Raw genomic sequence first — 18,072 nt, forward strand, 5'->3', positions numbered from 1 at the left:
GTAACCCAGATGTGAGTGATCCAAACCCTGCAACACCAACAGCAGTTGATGATAATGCAACAGCAGATCCTGGCGTAGCAGAGACGATCGATATCTTAGGCAACGACGATTACTTAGATAACTTAGATCCGAACAATGTAGGAACGACAGCGATCACTGACTTAGGAACAGGAACAGCCGCAGGAACAATTGTCTTTGACAATGATACTGGTGAGTTGATCTATACTCCAACAGCAGGCGAAGCAGGTACAACAGTAACGGTAGATTACCAGGTATGTAACACAGATCCGGACCCGGATGTATGTGCCACAGCAACGGTAACAATTGTAGTAAGCGATCCGGGTGCAGTGGATACTGATCAAGACGGTAACCCAGATGTGAGTGATCCAAACCCTGCAACACCAACAGCAGTTGATGATAATGCAACAGCAGATCCTGGCGTAGCAGAGACGATCGATATCTTAGGAAACGATGATTACCTGGATAACTTAGATCCGAACAATGTAGGAACGACAGCGATCACTGACTTAGGAACAGGAACAGCCGCAGGAACAATTGTCTTTGACAATGATACTGGTGAGTTGATCTATACTCCAACAGCAGGCGAAGCAGGTACAACAGTAACGGTCGACTATCAAGTATGCAATACTGATCCGGACCCGGATGTATGTGCAACGGCTACAGTAACGATTGTCGTTAGTGATCCTGGCATACTGGATAGTGACGGAGATGGAGTTTCTGATGACCAAGAAGATATTGATGGAACAAATCCTGATGATCCTTGTGACTTAATCGTAGCTAATCAGGATACAACACCTTCAGATGCTTGGAATGCTGATGATTGTGATGGAGATGGAGTTACTAATGGAGATGAAGTATTGGATACTACTGACCCATTAGACCCTTGTGACCTGATCATTTCAAGTCAGACTGTAGATCCTTCCGAAGAATGGCTTGGTCTAGACTGTGATGGTGATACAGTTTCTAATGGAGATGAACTTCCTAATGGAGATACTGATGGTGACGGCGTTCCAGATGTATTTGATACAGATGATGATGGTGACTCAATACCAACTATTGATGAGAATCCTGGTGATGAACAGGATACAGATGATGATGGTATTCCAGACTACCTGGATGAAGATGATGACGGAGATGGAGTATTGACTGATACTGAAATAAATACTGATGACACTGATCCATTAGATCCATGTGATTTTATTCCAGATAGTCAAACTGTCGATACTTCTGATTCGTGGAATGATCTAGATTGTGATGATGATGATGTTCCTAATGGAGAAGAAGTAGAAGGTGATACTGATGGAGATGGCACTGATGATGTATTCGATACAGATGATGATGGTGACGGTATACTAACAGAAGATGAAAATCCTGACCCTGACGGCGACGGTGACGTATCTGACGCACTGGATAGTGATGAAGACGGCACACCAGATTATTTAGATCCAGATGTAGCGATAATCATATACAACTTAGTTTCGCCAGATCCAGACGGAAATAACGATTTCTTTAGGATTGGTAATATTGAAGCCTACCCAGATAATGAAGTGAAAATTTATAACAGATGGGGAGTTTTAGTGTATGAAGCTGAGGGTTATAATAATAATACTGTTCGTTTTGAAGGAGTTTCAGATGGACGAGTAACTATAAATGAAGGAGATAAACTTCCTGTCGGGACTTACTTTTATATCGTGACGTATCGAGGAGATGGAGTCAACGAAGAAAAAGCTGGTTATTTATACATAAATCGTTAATCGAACCTTAAAACAAGCATCATGATAACATTTAACAACATGAAAAATAGAATCTTAATCACCTTGTTTTTTGGCTTATCCTTTAATGGAATAAGTATTGCTCAACAAGATGCACAGTACACCCAATACATGTATAATACCATAAGCTTCAATCCAGCTTATACGGGTACAAGGGAATCCCTTAGTGGTTTATTTCTTTACAGAAATCAATGGTGGGGATTAGATGGTGCACCAGATACTTTTACGTTATCGGTGCATTCTCCCGTAGATTTTCGTAAAAAGATAGGCTTAGGCCTGTCTGTAGTAAGAGATGAAATTGGTCCTACTGCAGAAACGTATATTGATGCTACATTTTCATATAATATCAATACATCAGATTTATCTAAACTTGCTTTTGGACTTAAAGTAGGAGGACATATTCTAGACGTGAATTTTAATGAACTAAACACATTTGATCCAATCGCTGAAGACTTATCAGGCGCTATAGATAATAAATTTTCACCAAATTTTGGAGTAGGTCTTTTTCATTACAGTGATCGTCATTATGTTGGTTTTTCGGTTCCTAATATCTTAGAGACAGAACATTTTGATGAGTCATTATCCATTGATAATCAAGATCAAAATTTTATCGCAAAAGAGAGAATGACGTATTATTTGACCGGTGGTTATGTATTTGATGTTGGTGCCTATACAAAATTTAAGCCGGCGCTTTTACTCAAAGGAATTGACGGAGCGCCTTTACAAGCAGATGTTAGTGCAAATTTCCTTTTTAATGATCGCTTAACGCTTGGGGCTGCGTATCGATGGAGTGCCGCAGTAAGTGCTTTGGTTGGTTTTCAGTTTAATGAACAATGGATGATAGGTTTTGCTTATGACCGAGAAACTACTGAGTTGGGCCAAACTCAATTTAACGATGGTTCAATGGAAGTCTTCTTAAGGTTTGACCTGTTTAAAGCATACGATCGTATAATTTCTCCAAGATTCTTTTAAAAATATAAATCATACAACATATGCAGCTTATTAAAAAAGGTGTTTTACTCATCACATTTTCAATTTCATTAATCAGTTATGGTCAAAAGTTAGATCGAAAGTTAGAACCTGTTAATGAAAAATATGAACGATTTGAATACGCGGATGCAATAAAAATCTATAAATATTACATCAATAAGGGATATGAGAGCGAGGAGCTTTTTAGACGTCTTGCAAATTCTTATTATTTCATAGTCGATTTTGAAAACGCGGCGATTTATTACGATAAGCTATTTAAACTTAATCCTAATCAGGATGCCGAACATATCTACAGGTATGCCCTTTCACTTAAAACAGTTGGAGAGTACGATAAGGCAGATGAACAATTGCTTAGGATAAACGAAAAACGACAAGAAGACATTAGAGTCAATGAATATCTAGAAAATAAGAATTACCTACAGGATATTTTGAATATGGATGAAATGTTTGCAATAAAAGATGTTGGAATAAATTCCAGGCTATCAGATTTTGGCCCATCGTTTTATAAAGATCAACTGGTTTTTGCATCTAACAGAGAGGGTGGTGTGGCAAATGTGGTTGTTCACAAGTGGAATAATCAGCCGTTTTTAGACTTATATTATAGTAAGATGGACGATAAAGGTTTAGAGACTGGTGTCGTTAAACTCAATGATGAAATTAATACAAAGTTTCACGAATCTACAACAGCCTTTACAAAAGACGGGAAGTATATGTACTTTACCAGAAATAATTTTTATGGTGACGATTACAAAGAAAGCGAAGAGGGTATTAATCTGTTGAAAATCTTTAGAGCAACGAATGTAAATGGAACCTGGACAAATGTCGTTGAGCTACCATTTAGTAGTGATAATTATTCTGTTGCACATCCTGCGCTTAGTCCAGATGAAACAAAGCTCTATTTCGCTTCAGACATGCCTGGTACACTTGGGCAATCTGATATTTTCATGGTAGAAATTACAGGTGACAATACTTACGGTGAACCTGTAAATCTTGGAAAAGAAATTAATACAGAAGCTAAAGAGTCTTTTCCATTTATTTCAAAAGAAGGGACGCTTTATTTTTCATCTACAGGTCATCCTGGATTAGGCGGATTCGATACATTTTATGCGTTGCGCACAAATGATGAGTTCTCCCAACCCATGAATGCTGGAGAGCCGATAAATGGAAAATACGATGACTTTGGTTTAATAATTGACGACGATCTCAATATCGGTTATTTTGCTTCAAATAGACCTGGCGGAGAAGGAGATGATGATATTCTTGGTTTTACCAGACTAGTAAAACCTCCAAAAGAGGAATTAGAGAAGATTGATGTGGAAGTAGTTGAAGAGGTAGAAGAAGAACCAAAACTGGTATTTACCAGTGGTGATCGATTGAATAAATACTTTGATCTAGATGATTCTGATCCTATTTACTTCAATTTTGATAAATCAAATATTAGGTCAGAAGCAGCTCCTAAACTTGATAAGATCGTAAAAGTATTAACAGATAATCCTGAAATTAACTTGATCATAAAGTCACATACCGATATCAGGGGATCTAAATCTTATAATGAAGCTTTATCTAAAAGAAGAGCAGAAAGCACTAAAAAATATCTTGTTAATGCTGGAATAGATGCTAACCGATTAGATATTGATTGGTTTGGTGAAAATCAGCCTTCTGTGCGATGTGATGTCGTAATTAGCTGTAAAGAAGAACAACACCTGCTAAACAGAAGATCAGAATTCTTTATCAAGTAATTTTTTTGCGGTCCATATGTGGCTTACAAATAAGAATCACGAATGCCTAAAATATTCGATTAATTATTTAATCGAATATTTTTTTGCTGTTATCAAGCTTATTAACAATCAGCGGGTCTTTTAAATATAAATCACCGCGTATAATCTTGCTTCCTTGATCTATTAAAAGGGTTTTATCCAAGTAGTAGTAAAGTAGTTTTCTATCAAGGTTTATTTTGCCCAGTTGATATTCATCTGTGGGATCGTAATTATATCGCTCCATTACATCAAGCCATAAGTCTGTATCGTCATCGATATTTAATCCTAAAAATGTCATATCTTCAAACTGCGTCTTTAAATTGTTGATTATAGTATGTTGATTGATATGATGTTCTGGATATCGACTGGACCAAGTGTAAATTAGTGTTGTCTTATATACGGTTTCTTTAAAATTAGTAGTATCCTTTTGAGGAGTTATTAAATTTGGATTACTAATATAATTACCAGGAATATATCCCTGCTGAATTTTAGCAAGGTTATCGATTTTTTCAAAATTATTACGATCATTACTCATCGAGTCCAATAAATTTAGGACTGAGGTGATATGATTGGTATCATTGGCTAATATGATTGCTTTTAATCCAAATTTTCTCAAAAAATAATTTGTGGTTTCTTGAGGTAGAGGTAAAGATCTTACAATTTCTATTTTACGTTTAAGCATATCAAAATTATTATGCTCAAAGCATTGTGTATAGCTGGCATCACAGTCTTCGATGGATTTATTTTGAATGTAGGTGTCAATAAATCGTGTTATAGATAGGTGTTTATTTAATCTGGGATGGTTGAAATTAATATTATCCCGATAATCAAAAAAATCATTAGGAAGCATCGCCAAATAGGAACGATTATATTTGAGGAGCAAGTAGAAATAGCGTTCCTTAAAATAGTCCGTTTCGTATTGAATAAGATCACTTATCAAACGAGTAAACCCCGGATCGAAATCGTGTTTTTGAGATAATGTAGTGAGGCGATCAAATTGCTGTTTTGATAGAGAATCAGAAATTTTCTCAAATTCTTCAGGTGTTTTTTTATAGAGGGTAAGAATCAAATCATCATTGTGTTCATCAACTAAAAATAGATTGATCAACAAGTTATTTTCAGCAGCTCTGGTTCCGCTAAATTGCAAGGTTTCGTCAAATTCGATAGTATTTAGGCGAAGTTTTAGGCTATCTCCGGGAGTTAAATAAATATTTTGCTGTTCAGGATAATGTGAAAAGCGGTATAAGCCAGCACTATCCAGATCGAGTGAGAAATAAAATTCGCCCTTATCAGTTAAGAAAGCTGTGTCAGTTTTTTTAGATGTTGTTTCTAATACAACATAATCTTTTATTGGATTGACAATTTCGCCACTAAAGCTTGTTGTTTTGTTTTTTTTATTTTCAGGTTGACATGATAATATCAGTATTCCCAAAAAAAGAATTATACAATTCTTTATCATTTCGTCATCATTTTCATAACCTCTTACAGTGTAAAAATATTCTATCTCAAAGGTATTGGCTGTTAAGTGGTCGTTAAACCTTTTAGGTTTTGAATCCGTTTCAAAATGACCGTTAAATTGATTACTTTTGCACCTCAAAATAAATGAGGAGGAAAATATATGCTTTCAGTTTCAAATCTATCAGTACAATTTGGTAAACGAGTTCTTTTTGATGAAGTAAATACATCGTTCAAACAGGGAAACTGTTACGGAATAATCGGAGCAAACGGTGCAGGGAAATCAACGTTTTTACGTATTATTTCGGGAAAAAGTGAGCCTACATCTGGGCATGTTCATTTGGAACCGGGTAAGCGTATGTCTGTGTTAGAACAAAATCACAACCTGTATGATGAGCACACGGTTCTGGAAACTGTGTTGATGGGAAATAAACCTCTATTTGATGTCAAAACTCAGATTGACGCTTTATACGCAGATTATAGCGATGAGAATGCCGAAAAGATTGGAGAGCTACAACAAACTTTTGAGGAAATGGACGGCTGGAATGCCGAAAGTAATGCAGCTTCACTTTTATCTAATTTAGGTATACCTGCAGATTACCATTACTCTACGATGGCAGAGTTGGACGGAAAACAAAAAGTAAGGGTTCTTCTGGCTCAGGCGCTATTTGGTAATCCTGATGTATTAATCATGGATGAGCCGACTAACGACTTGGATTATGAAACAATCACGTGGTTAGAGAACTTTTTAGCCAACTATGACAATACTGTTATTGTAGTATCTCACGACCGTCACTTTTTAGATAGTGTATGTACGCATATTAGTGATATTGACTTTGGGAAAATCTCACACTTTTCTGGAAACTATTCGTTTTGGTATGAATCTTCTCAGTTAGCGGCAAGACAACGCGCCCAGCAGAATAAAAAAGCCGACGAGAAGAAAAAAGAATTGCAAGAATTCATTGCACGTTTTAGCGCTAACGTGGCAAAGTCAAAACAGGCCACTTCACGTAAGAAAATGATTGATAAACTCAATATTGAGGAGATTAAGCCTTCTAGTAGAAGGTATCCTGCGATCATATTTGAGCGTGAGCGTGAAGCCGGAGATCAAATCTTAAACGTTGAAGGTCTTTCAGCAACAAGCTTGGAAGGTGAAACACTTTTTGATAATGTTCATATAAACCTAGCTAAGGGAGATAAAGTCGCTTTAATTTCTAGAGATTCACGGGCAACTACTGCGTTTTATGAAATAATAAATGGAAAGAAAGAACCTGATGCAGGCAAATTTCAATGGGGAGTAACTACGACTCAAAGTTACTTACCGCTGGATAATGAAGAATACTTTACAGATAAAGAATTAAACCTAGTGGATTGGCTACGTCAATGGGCAAAAACTGATGAAGAACGTGAAGAAGTTCACATTCGTGGTTTTTTAGGTAAAATGCTGTTTAGTGGCGAAGAGGCTCTAAAAAAATGTAATGTTTTAAGTGGAGGGGAGAAAGTGCGCTGTATGACCAGTAAAATGATGATGACACGTGCTAATGTGTTGACCCTGGATGAGCCTACCAATCACTTGGACTTAGAATCGATTACGGCATTTAACAATGCCTTGAAAAATTTTAAGGGAACGGTAATTTTGACGACACATGATCACGAATTCATGCAAACGGTAGCTAACCGAATCATAGAGCTTACACCAAATGGGGTAATTGATCGGTACTTATCTTTTGATGATTATATGAATGATAAGTCCATCAAAGAGCTAAGAAATAAAATGTATGCTCAAGTAGAAGCGTAATAGAATCATACTTATTAAAAAAAGCACCTTGTCCAACTGGATTAAGGTGCTTTTTTTGAAACTTAACTTTTTAAGCTAAAGCTTCGTCTATAACTTTTTTCGCCTTTGCGTATTCGTTAGTATGAACTAAGACCTGTATTTGACCTGGGAGCCCACCACCAAAACCTGCTCTAAGACCAGACTCAAAATTGTCCTTGACAATATAATTGATGGAGGCATCTTCTAGCGTTGACTTGATTAAGGTAACTTCTACTTGTGACCCTGTATATACGTGTTTATATTCTTTATCACTCATAATACTATTTTAAGTTACTCTAAAAATACATAACCATACAGAATTTATAGACCACCTTAAGCTGGTTTTAACGAAGCCTCTGCAAAGTCAAGTTCAACTTGGTGCGCAATAAGATCGCTAAATTGTTCTCGTTTCCTAATAAGATATGCCTTTCCTTCATGCCATAATACCTCTGCCGGACGGTATCTTGAGTTATAGTTACTCGCCATAGAGAAGCAGTACGCACCTGCATTTCTAAAAGCTAAAATATCACCTTCATTTATTTCGGTAATCATGCGATTGTTGGCAAAGGTATCTGTTTCACAGATATAGCCTACCACAGAGTAAAAACGTTTCTTACCGCTGGGGTTCGATATATTTTCAATTTCATGCTGTGATCCATAAAGCATGGGGCGTATTAAGTGATTGAATCCACTATCGACCTGTGCAAATACAGTAGACGTAGTTTGTTTCACCACATTCACCTTAGTGAGAAAATAACCCGCTTCACTTACCAAAAATTTACCCGGTTCAAACGCCAGGGTGAGGTCCCTGCCGTATGATGCACAAAAGTCATTAAAGCGTTCACCCAGTTGTTCTTCCAATTCTTCAATATCAGTTTCAATATCTCCTTCTTTATAAGGTACTTTAAAACCACTGCCAAAGTCAATAAACTCTAGTCGGTCAAAGTGCTTAGCCTGTTCAAAGAGTATTTCGGCAGCATAGAGAAAAACGCCTACATCCAGAATATCGCTTCCGGTGTGCATATGAATTCCATTGATGTGCATTCCTGTATTTTCAACAATACGTAGTAATAATGGCATTTGATGTATTGAAATGCCAAATTTAGAATCAATGTGCCCCACTGATATGTTAGTGTTTCCGCCAGCCATTACATGTGGATTAATTCGAATACACACTGGCGTATTGGGATGCTTTGTCCCAAATTGCTCTAAAACAGAAAGGTTGTCGATGTTTATTTGTACCCCCAATTCCATCGCGTGTTCTATTTCTTTCATAGAAACCCCATTAGGCGTGAAAATGATTTGATCTGCAGGTACACCTGCTTTTAGTGCCAACATGACTTCTTGAATAGAAACCGTATCCATCGCACTACCTTGAGCGTGAAGTAATTTTAAGATAGAGATATTAGATAATGCTTTAACGGCATAGTGAATTCTTAGCTGTTTGACCTTTTTAAATGCATTTGTGAGTCGTTTGTACTGTGAGACAATTTTTTCGCTGTCATACACGTAGATTGGACTTTCAAAGTCATGGACGATAGATAAAAGATCATTAGCATTCATGGTAAGCTAAATTTAAAGTATTAAATGAATAAATTGATTACAAAAGAAACAGGTGTAGTTGCAGGCGATCTAGAGACTCACCTTAACCTGTTTATCCCCTTGCTTAGATATAAGCAAAAAGAGAAACCCGAAAACAAGATTTTCGGGTTGTGTAAAGCTGTATTGTTTTATGCGTAACACGCCGTAAAGTTAGGCATTATAGTATTTACTTTTCCAAATGGCGCTATTAAAATTTTTACCCGTGGCAAAACCATAGTAAAGAGTTACTGCTGCAACCCATTTAAACATAAAGAAAAAAATCATTATAAATTCAGTCGTAGTATGCTCTTCTGCAAATAATCCCGTGGGAATCAAAGCCGTTAAACCTAGACTCACCAATGTGATGAGTACCATTAGGTTTTCAAAGTATTTAAAAAACCACATTTTAAATTTTCTTAAGGGATTTAAATCGTCCCCCCATTTATGAATAAGATAGTGATAGCCATTACCAATAGGAGCAAATAGTAATGGATCATCTGCGTTTTCAAGCTTAAAGAGCTTTGAGGGTGCTACAATCTTAAACCCTTCTAAGGAAGTTTGATGTTCTTTTTCAAGTGCCTTTATTTCGGCGATAGCCTCATAAGGAATTTGAGGTTTAAAAAATTTAGTATCTAAAAATCTAAGCCTGTAATCAATACAAATTTTTTCAATATGCGAAATATGAAAAATTCGATCGGTTTCCAGCAAGTCTACATTAAGACTATTTGTAATGACCCGTTTACCTTTATCAAGTTTGGCTACAATCTCCTCGTCTTTTTTATTATCCTCTTCAATGATGCGTTGCACTTCATTTAACAGAGAATCCTCATCAATTCGTTTATTACGAACTTTTAGGAGCTGTTCCTTAACGTCCACTCGTTTTAAAATCATGTTTCTTTTTCTTTAGCGATACTAAATTACGTTACATTGGTCTAAAATGCAATTAGACAATTAACAATTAACACTATAACTCTCTTATATTAGGTGGACTATCGTTAAATGAGGGTTAAAAAGAACAATATCAATAGGGTAAAGTTCTATTTTAGAATCAAAATAAAATATTATGAAAAATAAAATGACTTTGAAAGTACTGGTACTTTTTGTTGCGTTGATAGTGACAAATTTGACTTATGCCCAAAACAAAACAGTGGTTGATATTGCGGTGGGATCAAGTGATCATACAACTCTGGTTGCAGCAGTAAAAGCGGCAGATCTTGTAAATACATTAAGTAGTGACGGACCCTTTACGGTTTTCGCACCGACCGATGCAGCCTTTAAAAAATTACCTGCTGGGACCTTAGATATGCTGTTAAAACCAGAGAATAAGGATCAACTCAAAAACATCCTGATCTACCATGTTATCTCTGGTATGAGTGACGGTAACGCTGTAGTAAAGGCTATTCAAGACGGTAAAGGCAAAGCTGTATTTACTACGGTTAGTGGTGAAAAGATTACTGCTATGCTGGATGGAGTACAAATCAAACTAAAGGATAAAGCAGGGAATGTCTATCACGTTACAGTTGCAAATTTAAAAGCTTCTAACGGGGTTGTGCACGTAATTGACGGTGTTTTAATGCCTAAAAAATAGTTTTTCGCTTACGCGGAAGAAAAAAGCGATTCATTGAATCGCTTTTTTTATTATCGTAATTCTGCCTGAAGATCTTTCTCAAAGCGTTGCCGCAGCTTATTCATCACTTTATCAATCTGTTTGTCGGTAAGTGTTTTGTGCTCATCTTGTAAGGTGAAGCTCACTGCGTAGCTTTTTTTACCTTCCGGAAGATTCTTACCCTCATACACATCAAATAGCTGAATTTCTTTGAGCAACTTACCTTCAGTCTTTTGAGCAATCTGCTTAACGTCATTAAACGCGACCTGCTTATCCAACAGCAAGGCAAAATCACGTCTTACGCTAGGATATTTAGGGATAGGCTTAAATTTAAAGCTGTTTTTAGCGGCTAAATCAATTACATTCTGCCAGTTAATATCGGCGTATAAAACTTCCTGATCAACATCCATGATCTTTGTAATTGACGTTGAAAGAACCCCAAACCTAACCAGTTCTTTTTTGTTTGCACTAGCGTCAAGTCCTTCAGAAAATAAAGCTGATGATGTGGTATCGTAAGATATTCCGCTGATGCCCAATTTTGTGAAGAGGCCATCCAACACTCCTTTAAGGTAAAAAAAGGAGGAGGTAGCTGAAGGTCTATTCCAATTTTCCGCAGTTCTATTCCCTGTTATAAACAGACTAAGATGCTTCTCTTCAATACACTTATCATCTTTTATGTGATAGGTTTTTCCGAATTCAAACAGCTTTAGGTCTTCATTTTTACGATTAATATTATACGCCAGGCTTTCTAAGCCCGAAAATACCATGTTCTGCCTCATCACCTCCAAATCTGTACTTAACGGATTTACCAGTGTAACATAGGCATTTTCGTCAATATCATCCACATGAGCAGAATGTTCTTTAGACGTAAGCGAATTATTCAGGATCTCATAAAAACCTTTTGCGGCCAATTGATTACCGACTACATTTTGAAGTTTGTGATCCTCATAGCGTGACGAATTTGACACTGAAGCATTAATCTTGGTTCCAAAGGCAATGTTATTGTAACCATATACCCTCAGAATCTCTTCGATGACATCCACCTCGCGTTGAACATCTACCCGATAGGCGGGGATCGTAAGTCCAAGACCGGTTTCAGTTACGTTATTTACTTTAATTTCAAGTGAGCTAAGAATGTCTTTAATCGTTTCAGTAGGGAGTTCTTCTCCAATAAGTGTATTGGCTTTATCAAAGGTAAGGCGCACTTGAAAATCTTCAATCTTCTTTGGATATACATCTTCTACATCACTGGTAACTTCTCCACCGGCCAATTCTAAGATTAAAATGGCTGCGCGCTTGAGGGCATATTCTGTAATGGTAGGATCTATACCACGCTCAAACCTAAATGAAGCATCGGTATTGAGTCCATGACGTTTTGCTGTTTTGCGAATACTCACTGGATTAAAGTAGGCGCTTTCTAGAAAAATAGCGGTTGTATTTTCTGTCACACCACTTTGCTGACCGCCAAATACACCGGCAATACACAAAGGTTTTTTTGCATCGCAGATCATTAGATCTTCGCTATGTAGCGCACGTTCTTCACCATCAAGGGTCGTGAATTTAGTCCCTGCCTTGACGGTTTTCACAACAATTTTATCTCCTGCCAGTTGATTTGCATCAAATGCATGAAGGGGTTGACCTAACTCGTGTAAGACATAATTTGTTACGTCTACTACATTATTAATGGGGGAGAGGCCAATGCTTTTTAATTTATTTTGAAGCCAGGCAGGAGAATCATTTACTTTAAGTCCGCTAATGGTTACCCCACAATATCGCGGAGCCAAGAGTGGGTCTTTAACATCAATCTGAAATCGTCGACTTCTATTTTCTACCTTAAAATTACTTACCGAAGGTGTATTAAACGTCACCTTGGCTTTTTGCTGAAGCAATCCAGCTTTAAGGTCACGCGCAACACCCATATGGCTCATAGCATCGGCACGGTTAGGCGTAAGACCAATTTCAAAGATGGTATCGGTTTCAACTTCAACTACGTCACTTAGCGGGGTGCCAGGTTTTAGTTTTTTATCCAGGATCATGATGCCCTCATGACTTTTACCTAGTCCTAATTCATCTTCGGCACAAATCATTCCGTGGCTTTCTTTACCACGAATCTTCCCTTTTTTGATTTTCCAGGGTTCACCATTTTCATCGTAGAGTGTTGTTCCAATGGTAGCCACAGGTACTTTTTGACCCTTATCAACATTGGGTGCACCACATACGATTTGGACGGGATCGCCATCACCAAGATCAACGGTGGTAAGTTTTAAACGATCAGCATCTGGATGCTGATCGCAGGTAAGTACTTTACCCACTACGATGCCTTCTAAACTGCCTTTTACACTCTCATAGGACTCTACACCTTCTACCTCCAAACCTAAATCTGTGAGAAGCGTTGCCGTTTTAGTAACGTCCAGGGTAAGGTTGATGAATTGCTTAAGCCAGTTGTATGAAATCTTCATGCATGCGTTGTTTCAAAAGAGCGGCAAAGATAATGGTTCAACTTAATTAAAAGAAAACAAAGCCTTTAAATTAAGGGTGGGAGGTAAGAAGTTTTTTGCGCCTTATTTTTAGGTAATTAATATAAGAATTTCAATTCCACGTTTAGATTAAACAGTGCCAAATGCCGGACTGTAAACTTATTTAGGTATAGTTATATCTATTTTACGGCTTTATAAAAATCCTTACTCTTCCTCCTTTTTATACGCTACGCTTGCTTTCGCAATACCTATTGGATTCGGGTCTAAATAGAGTTGGTAGTCTTTTAAGAGTTTGACTATTTTTACCTCACCTTTTTGAATAGCAACTTCTTCTATTATGTACCGTCTTGCTGAATCCTAATCGAAAATTTTCGTTCCCCGATATTTTTCACAACGGCGTAACAATCTTCACCAAAAAAAGAATTGTTAGTACCATCTTGCCCTGGACCTTTACCGGTCATGATCATACTTTGTTGCGGGGTAAGGGTAAATTTGGTTTGAGCAGGAGCTTTGCAATGAACGATACTTATAAAACCAAGTGTAATAAATAGTTTTTTCATATAAAGAAAATTTCCATCCGATATTACTCTTAAGACACTGCAAATACTCCTGTGGATGAAAAATTTCATAGACACACACTTTTATGAATATAGAAATTTATTAATTAGAAGAGATTGTATTGAAAAGGTTTAAAATTTTTGAGTACTGGTAATGGATTGATTATAATTTTAGCATTGATAGTTTGCGTTACCTCAGATGTCTCATGTATTTCAGATTGACTTACGTATTTTCCCGTTAACAAATTGAATGTTGTTTCGGTGATATTCCTACCATCCCAATTCACGTACTTAAAATGGATTAACTCAAAGACTCCATTCGTATAGATAAACTCATATAAAGCGTTTCCTTTTACATAGAACTCTAACTGTAACTTTCCACCTTCAATAGAAACATTAGGGATTTGATTACCATTGTATTCACCATTTAATTCTTGAGGATACATAGCTTGAATCATATCAGTACCTGAAAAAAACAAGATTGATGTACCATCTGGTTGAGAAACAAAAACGTTAAGTTTTAAGGGCCTAGTTTCGTGTAGCGTGTCCATAGATATCTCAGCCTTATCTGCAATACCGTCATTATTGATGTCTCCCAGCGCTTCTCTAATTTGATAATTAAAACTGTCGTTTATATGTTTTTTTTGAGAACATAAGCTTACAAAATGAAAAAGTGCGATTGTGAAAATAAAAATTCTTCTCATTATATGCTGGGTTTCTGATTTCTTCAATTATGAATTAAAAGGATTTTGAAACTATTAATTCTTTTGAGCGGTCAAATTCTCGTATGGCCTCTGTAATATTTTTGAAATCCATAGTATATACATAATGAGTGCCATTGGTGTTGAAATATCGAGTAAGCCTATACGTATCGCTTAAAAGATAAATGTAGCCGGTTTCATCAGCGTCAATTAATGTATAATATCCTGTTTCTTTCAAATATGCGATAGTCTCTTTGATATCATAAGAAACATTTTCTTTTTTCAATATGTTTAGAATGCCACTGGGCTTGTCGTAAAGCTTTTCATATTCGACATACGCGGTGTCCTTTATTTGATATTGGACCAGATTCTTATCTGTGTTATCAAAAACCAGATTATCATTTAGTGAGAGGATATACGTTCCGGGATGTTTTTCTTTTCTTATTTGATAATTAGAAGGAAAGCTTAATATAAGGCTCTCGCTAATTTGCTGTGAACGTTCAGGAACCTTATTTCGCTCTTGTCTAATATTAGATAAAACCGTAAGATATTCTTCGTTATATGCTACTTCTTCTTTCGAACCAAGCTCTTTGATTTCTAATTCATCTAATGTCACTTTTAATCCTTTTAATTGATTTAATTTTTCCTGTAGCTGTTGGATTTCATCATCGTATGTGAAAAGTTCTTTTTTGGGACGAATATAAGATGTACCATCGCTGAGAATAATTTTTCTTACTTTAACGTTTACCTCTAAATCATATTTGGCTAAATCTTTTATAGGATATTTGGGATTTTGAAGCTGCTCCTTCAAGCGTTTGCTCCTATCCATTAGCGGTGATAATGATCTAGAAACATACGTAAAAAATTTATCTTTATCATTATTCCAGCCTTCCTTAAAGCTTCCTCCGCTTCCTACACCATCAATTTTTTTTTGTTTGGCGATAGAATATATCTCTAAATCAAACAAATATTCGGTAATCCCTTTTAAAGAACCAGTATTGATTATTTTAGTAGTAATCTGCGGACTATCCCAAGAACCTTCTCTTATGTCAATTTCAGAGACCTGAAAATCATTTAATATCGTGATGATCGAATCGGTGCTTTTGCGGTCATTTTTCAATTGAGAAATTTCTTCTTCTAGCGCCAAAACTTTTTTATCATTTTCTTCTTCCAAAAAATTTTCGGCAAAGTTTATGAGATCTCCGTAGGTTTTATTATTAACAACATCAAGCGTAATTTCATTTATGGACGAATCTGAATAGTCTTCAGGATTATTCCATTTTTCAGACATTGCATGCAGTGCAACTATTCTAAATGCTTTTTCCAGTTTCTCTTTTTCTACGGTGGTTAGGTCTTCTTCAACCTTTAATCGAGATGACGTGAATTCTTGTTCTGACTTTCCAGAAAATTTCTTTCCGCAACTGTATAAAAATAGTGTCACGATGAGAATAAGGGTAAGTTTTAATTTCATATGCTTAAATTGATTCTACTATCTAAGCTACGATAATTTTAAGCAAGATTACCTAAGTTGTTCTAAGGTTCAATAGAAGGGTAGTCTATCGATGCTTCGATATACCGAAAGAGCAGTCACGTGTTTTAGCGATTACCTCTGCAATTACACATTAAATTGAAAATCCATGAGTCCCGACGATTCGGGATTCGTGAGTAGGCGAGAACAAGCAATTACTCATAGCCATTATTAATATTAGATTATTCATTACGCTCAAATCCACCTCCACCACGATATGTGTTTATACTTATGATCAATTCATCTGAACATTGATTACAAATGAACTTGTGATAATTTAAATCATCAAGCCATCTCCCATTTTCATCAAATTGTTTTACAACATCTTTTATATTGTCCCTATTTTCTTTTGAATAAGTCAACTTACCTTTTTCAATCCAGTTTTCGAATAATAAAATATACATTTCATAATCGACTGGAGACATTCCTTTAAATTCTTTAGGTAATAAACATCTACATCTGTTCACCTCGTATTTTTCAATTTCTCCATTTGAAAATAATGCATAGTAAGTCCATCTATCATCAGGCCTTTTAAAATTCGTTATTACCACTGGTTTTTCGGTCTTGTAATCAATAGTATTAGGATTTCGAATTCGTTCTTTAAGAATTAGTCCATCAGAAAATATTAAGCAGTAGTTATTATTTTTTATTTCAAATCTGTAGGTCATTTTAAATTATTGCTAACGGGATTTGTGTCCTGCCTCCAACGATCCGCCAGTAGGCAGGCAGAGGAATGCAAAAAAGTCCTCCTAGGGCAATTGCCTTCAACGTAATTAGTGTATGGCACGTAGGGCAGTAAGGCAGCATTTGCAATTCTATCAAGCTTTTAGCAGAATCGTTAATGTTCATATTTGTCTTATTCATTTATAAATGCCGAATCTAAAAGATTCGGTGGTGTAAGGAAGTACGCCCAGATTAATAAGAATAGTGCTTTTCGCCCTATTTACTATAGCCATTGCTGTGCAATTTTATTCTCCTTCTTTCAGGATTCTTAACAGCTTTTTCGGGTCTTGACGATTGTCCCAAAAGGCAGTTATCAGTATTTCTTCTCCCATTATTCTATAGTAGATGTTGAAATTCCCCAGTGGCGAGACCCTAATATCTTTGAAGTCAGCTTTTTTATATATCAAAGGCTTCTCGGCAATCTCTTTTGTTCTATTGGCGACAATTTTTATCAGTTTCTTTGAATAGGTGTTCGATTTGTTTCTTTTGACCCAATATTCAAGTATTCCGGCAAATTGAATGTCTGCGGTGCGGGTCCACTTTACAGTCCGTTGAGCCATTCCAAATTCCGTTTATCCATGGCATCTTGGGATATCAGCCGGCCGTTTTTTATATCGTCTTCGCTCATTTCCAACATTTCCTTTTGTTCGGCCGTTAGTTCCTGAATTTCTGAAACAATTGAACTGGATGAGACAAGAGTATCAAGTGCCTCCAAGAATTCTTTGTTTCTTATCGCTAGGATTTTATCGATGAGCCCGGTTCTTATTTTATCGACTGTTGACATTTTCAGTTTTGTTTTATGTTACAATTTCGGAAATTTAGCCGGATTTTCATAATGTACCACAACAGGATTTGTGTCTTGCCTACAACAATCCGCCAACTCGTGGAAAGAGAAAGACATTTTAATGGCGCAGTGTCACGGGTAGACCTTCCCGAATTCTCGGTACGCCACATAGTTTATTTGTCCGACTACCGGAGGATACACTGTGTCAAATATACTTCGTCTTCGCTCAGCACGATTTTTTGCCTTAACACTCTTGGATAAAAATAGACAATTCAATTTCAATGAGGAGTAGAACATCCAACGA

The 18,072-nt window shown here is 36.5% G+C and carries 17 protein-coding genes; 6 read left to right on the forward strand and 11 right to left on the reverse strand.

All coding sequences use genetic code 11. The features are described from left to right. The 3 genes from ABD000_RS00005 to ABD000_RS00015 all read left to right on the forward strand — a co-directional run. Positions 1–1,775 (forward strand): T9SS type B sorting domain-containing protein (locus ABD000_RS00005; protein WP_343762133.1); only part of this gene is annotated, 1,775 nt, incomplete at its 5' end. Between the two features lie 39 nt (positions 1,776–1,814). Further along, positions 1,815–2,765, forward strand: a complete 951-nt coding sequence (locus tag ABD000_RS00010; RefSeq protein ID WP_343762135.1) for a PorP/SprF family type IX secretion system membrane protein — start codon at positions 1,815–1,817, stop codon at positions 2,763–2,765. Positions 2,766–2,785: 20 nt separating this feature from the next. Continuing rightward, positions 2,786–4,522: an OmpA family protein gene (locus tag ABD000_RS00015; RefSeq protein ID WP_343762138.1), complete on the forward strand. Its 1,737-nt coding sequence runs from the start codon at positions 2,786–2,788 to the stop codon at positions 4,520–4,522. Positions 4,523–4,589: 67 nt separating this feature from the next. On the opposite strand, the gene ABD000_RS00020 is transcribed toward ABD000_RS00015, so the two are convergent. Continuing rightward, complete coding sequence (locus ABD000_RS00020; protein ID WP_343762144.1) at positions 4,590–5,972, reverse strand: hypothetical protein; 1,383 nt, start codon at positions 5,970–5,972, stop codon at positions 4,590–4,592. Positions 5,973–6,158: 186 nt separating this feature from the next. Here ABD000_RS00020 and ABD000_RS00025 point away from each other — a divergent pair, with 186 nt between their 5' ends. Next, entirely contained in the window at positions 6,159–7,793 is a 1,635-nt protein-coding gene (locus ABD000_RS00025) for an ABC-F family ATP-binding cassette domain-containing protein (protein ID WP_343762151.1), read from the forward strand. Between the two features lie 70 nt (positions 7,794–7,863). Here ABD000_RS00025 and ABD000_RS00030 read toward each other — a convergent pair whose 3' ends face one another. Beyond that, a complete protein-coding gene (locus ABD000_RS00030) occupies positions 7,864–8,088 on the reverse strand; it encodes a putative signal transducing protein (RefSeq protein ID WP_343762157.1) in 225 nt (74 codons plus the stop codon). Between the two features lie 56 nt (positions 8,089–8,144). Then, positions 8,145–9,374: a diaminopimelate decarboxylase gene (gene lysA, locus ABD000_RS00035; RefSeq protein WP_343762164.1), complete on the reverse strand. Its 1,230-nt coding sequence runs from the start codon at positions 9,372–9,374 to the stop codon at positions 8,145–8,147. Positions 9,375–9,398: 24 nt separating this feature from the next. Between lysA and ABD000_RS00040 the strand changes: the two genes are divergently transcribed. Beyond that, positions 9,399–9,551 carry a hypothetical protein gene (locus ABD000_RS00040; RefSeq protein WP_343762170.1) on the forward strand — a complete coding sequence of 51 codons (153 nt, stop codon included), beginning with the start codon at positions 9,399–9,401 and terminating at the stop codon, positions 9,549–9,551. A gap of 12 nt (positions 9,552–9,563) precedes the next feature. On the opposite strand, the gene ABD000_RS00045 is transcribed toward ABD000_RS00040, so the two are convergent. After that, the gene (locus ABD000_RS00045) at positions 9,564–10,283 is read right to left on the reverse strand and encodes a hypothetical protein (RefSeq protein WP_343762174.1); all 720 of its coding nucleotides are present in this window, start codon (positions 10,281–10,283) and stop codon (positions 9,564–9,566) included. Between the two features lie 172 nt (positions 10,284–10,455). Here ABD000_RS00045 and ABD000_RS00050 point away from each other — a divergent pair, with 172 nt between their 5' ends. After that, a complete protein-coding gene (locus ABD000_RS00050; protein WP_343762179.1) occupies positions 10,456–10,980 on the forward strand; it encodes a fasciclin domain-containing protein in 525 nt (174 codons plus the stop codon). A 50-nt stretch (positions 10,981–11,030) separates the two neighbouring features. Here the strand turns inward: ABD000_RS00050 and pheT are convergent, their stop codons facing one another. The 7 genes from pheT to ABD000_RS00085 all read right to left on the reverse strand — a co-directional run bounded on the left by pheT (position 11,031) and on the right by ABD000_RS00085 (position 17,768). Continuing rightward, a complete protein-coding gene (gene pheT / locus ABD000_RS00055) occupies positions 11,031–13,457 on the reverse strand; it encodes a phenylalanine--tRNA ligase subunit beta (RefSeq protein WP_343762183.1) in 2,427 nt (808 codons plus the stop codon). 353 nt (positions 13,458–13,810) lie between these two features. Then, positions 13,811–14,035: a hypothetical protein gene (locus ABD000_RS00060; protein WP_343762187.1), complete on the reverse strand. Its 225-nt coding sequence runs from the start codon at positions 14,033–14,035 to the stop codon at positions 13,811–13,813. A gap of 104 nt (positions 14,036–14,139) precedes the next feature. Beyond that, positions 14,140–14,736 carry a hypothetical protein gene (locus ABD000_RS00065; RefSeq protein WP_343762191.1) on the reverse strand — a complete coding sequence of 199 codons (597 nt, stop codon included), beginning with the start codon at positions 14,734–14,736 and terminating at the stop codon, positions 14,140–14,142. Positions 14,737–14,770: 34 nt separating this feature from the next. After that, positions 14,771–16,204, reverse strand: a complete 1,434-nt coding sequence (locus ABD000_RS00070) for a hypothetical protein (RefSeq protein ID WP_343762195.1) — start codon at positions 16,202–16,204, stop codon at positions 14,771–14,773. Between the two features lie 239 nt (positions 16,205–16,443). After that, positions 16,444–16,929 (reverse strand): hypothetical protein, encoded by a 486-nt coding sequence (locus tag ABD000_RS00075; RefSeq protein WP_343762199.1) that lies wholly within the window; start codon positions 16,927–16,929, stop codon positions 16,444–16,446. A 300-nt stretch (positions 16,930–17,229) separates the two neighbouring features. Next, a complete protein-coding gene (locus ABD000_RS00080; RefSeq protein WP_343762203.1) occupies positions 17,230–17,544 on the reverse strand; it encodes a type II toxin-antitoxin system RelE/ParE family toxin in 315 nt (104 codons plus the stop codon). After that, positions 17,526–17,768: a hypothetical protein gene (locus ABD000_RS00085; protein WP_343762205.1), complete on the reverse strand. Its 243-nt coding sequence runs from the start codon at positions 17,766–17,768 to the stop codon at positions 17,526–17,528. The genes ABD000_RS00080 and ABD000_RS00085 overlap by 19 nt, the downstream gene beginning before the upstream one ends. Positions 17,769–18,072: the final 304 nt, after the last annotated feature.

It is taken from the genome of Gangjinia marincola (assembly GCF_039523415.1).
Taxonomy (GTDB): domain Bacteria; phylum Bacteroidota; class Bacteroidia; order Flavobacteriales; family Flavobacteriaceae; genus Gangjinia; species Gangjinia marincola.

Bases quoted from the DNA above. Each gene is read 5' to 3' on its own strand.
- ABD000_RS00010 (WP_343762135.1), top strand. From the start codon at position 1,815: ATGAAAAATAGAATCTTAATCACCTTGTTTTTTGGCTTATCCTTTAAT.
- ABD000_RS00015 (WP_343762138.1), top strand. From the start codon at position 2,786: ATGCAGCTTATTAAAAAAGGTGTTTTACTCATCACATTTTCAATTTCA.
- ABD000_RS00025 (WP_343762151.1), top strand. From the start codon at position 6,159: ATGCTTTCAGTTTCAAATCTATCAGTACAATTTGGTAAACGAGTTCTT.
- ABD000_RS00030 (WP_343762157.1), bottom strand. From the start codon at position 8,088: ATGAGTGATAAAGAATATAAACACGTATATACAGGGTCACAAGTAGAA.
- lysA (WP_343762164.1), bottom strand. From the start codon at position 9,374: ATGAATGCTAATGATCTTTTATCTATCGTCCATGACTTTGAAAGTCCA.
- ABD000_RS00040 (WP_343762170.1), top strand. From the start codon at position 9,399: ATGAATAAATTGATTACAAAAGAAACAGGTGTAGTTGCAGGCGATCTA.
- ABD000_RS00045 (WP_343762174.1), bottom strand. From the start codon at position 10,283: ATGATTTTAAAACGAGTGGACGTTAAGGAACAGCTCCTAAAAGTTCGT.
- ABD000_RS00050 (WP_343762179.1), top strand. From the start codon at position 10,456: ATGAAAAATAAAATGACTTTGAAAGTACTGGTACTTTTTGTTGCGTTG.
- pheT (WP_343762183.1), bottom strand. From the start codon at position 13,457: ATGAAGATTTCATACAACTGGCTTAAGCAATTCATCAACCTTACCCTG.
- ABD000_RS00060 (WP_343762187.1), bottom strand. From the start codon at position 14,035: ATGAAAAAACTATTTATTACACTTGGTTTTATAAGTATCGTTCATTGC.
- ABD000_RS00065 (WP_343762191.1), bottom strand. From the start codon at position 14,736: ATGAGAAGAATTTTTATTTTCACAATCGCACTTTTTCATTTTGTAAGC.
- ABD000_RS00070 (WP_343762195.1), bottom strand. From the start codon at position 16,204: ATGAAATTAAAACTTACCCTTATTCTCATCGTGACACTATTTTTATAC.
- ABD000_RS00075 (WP_343762199.1), bottom strand. From the start codon at position 16,929: ATGACCTACAGATTTGAAATAAAAAATAATAACTACTGCTTAATATTT.
- ABD000_RS00080 (WP_343762203.1), bottom strand. From the start codon at position 17,544: ATGGCTCAACGGACTGTAAAGTGGACCCGCACCGCAGACATTCAATTT.
- ABD000_RS00085 (WP_343762205.1), bottom strand. From the start codon at position 17,768: ATGTCAACAGTCGATAAAATAAGAACCGGGCTCATCGATAAAATCCTA.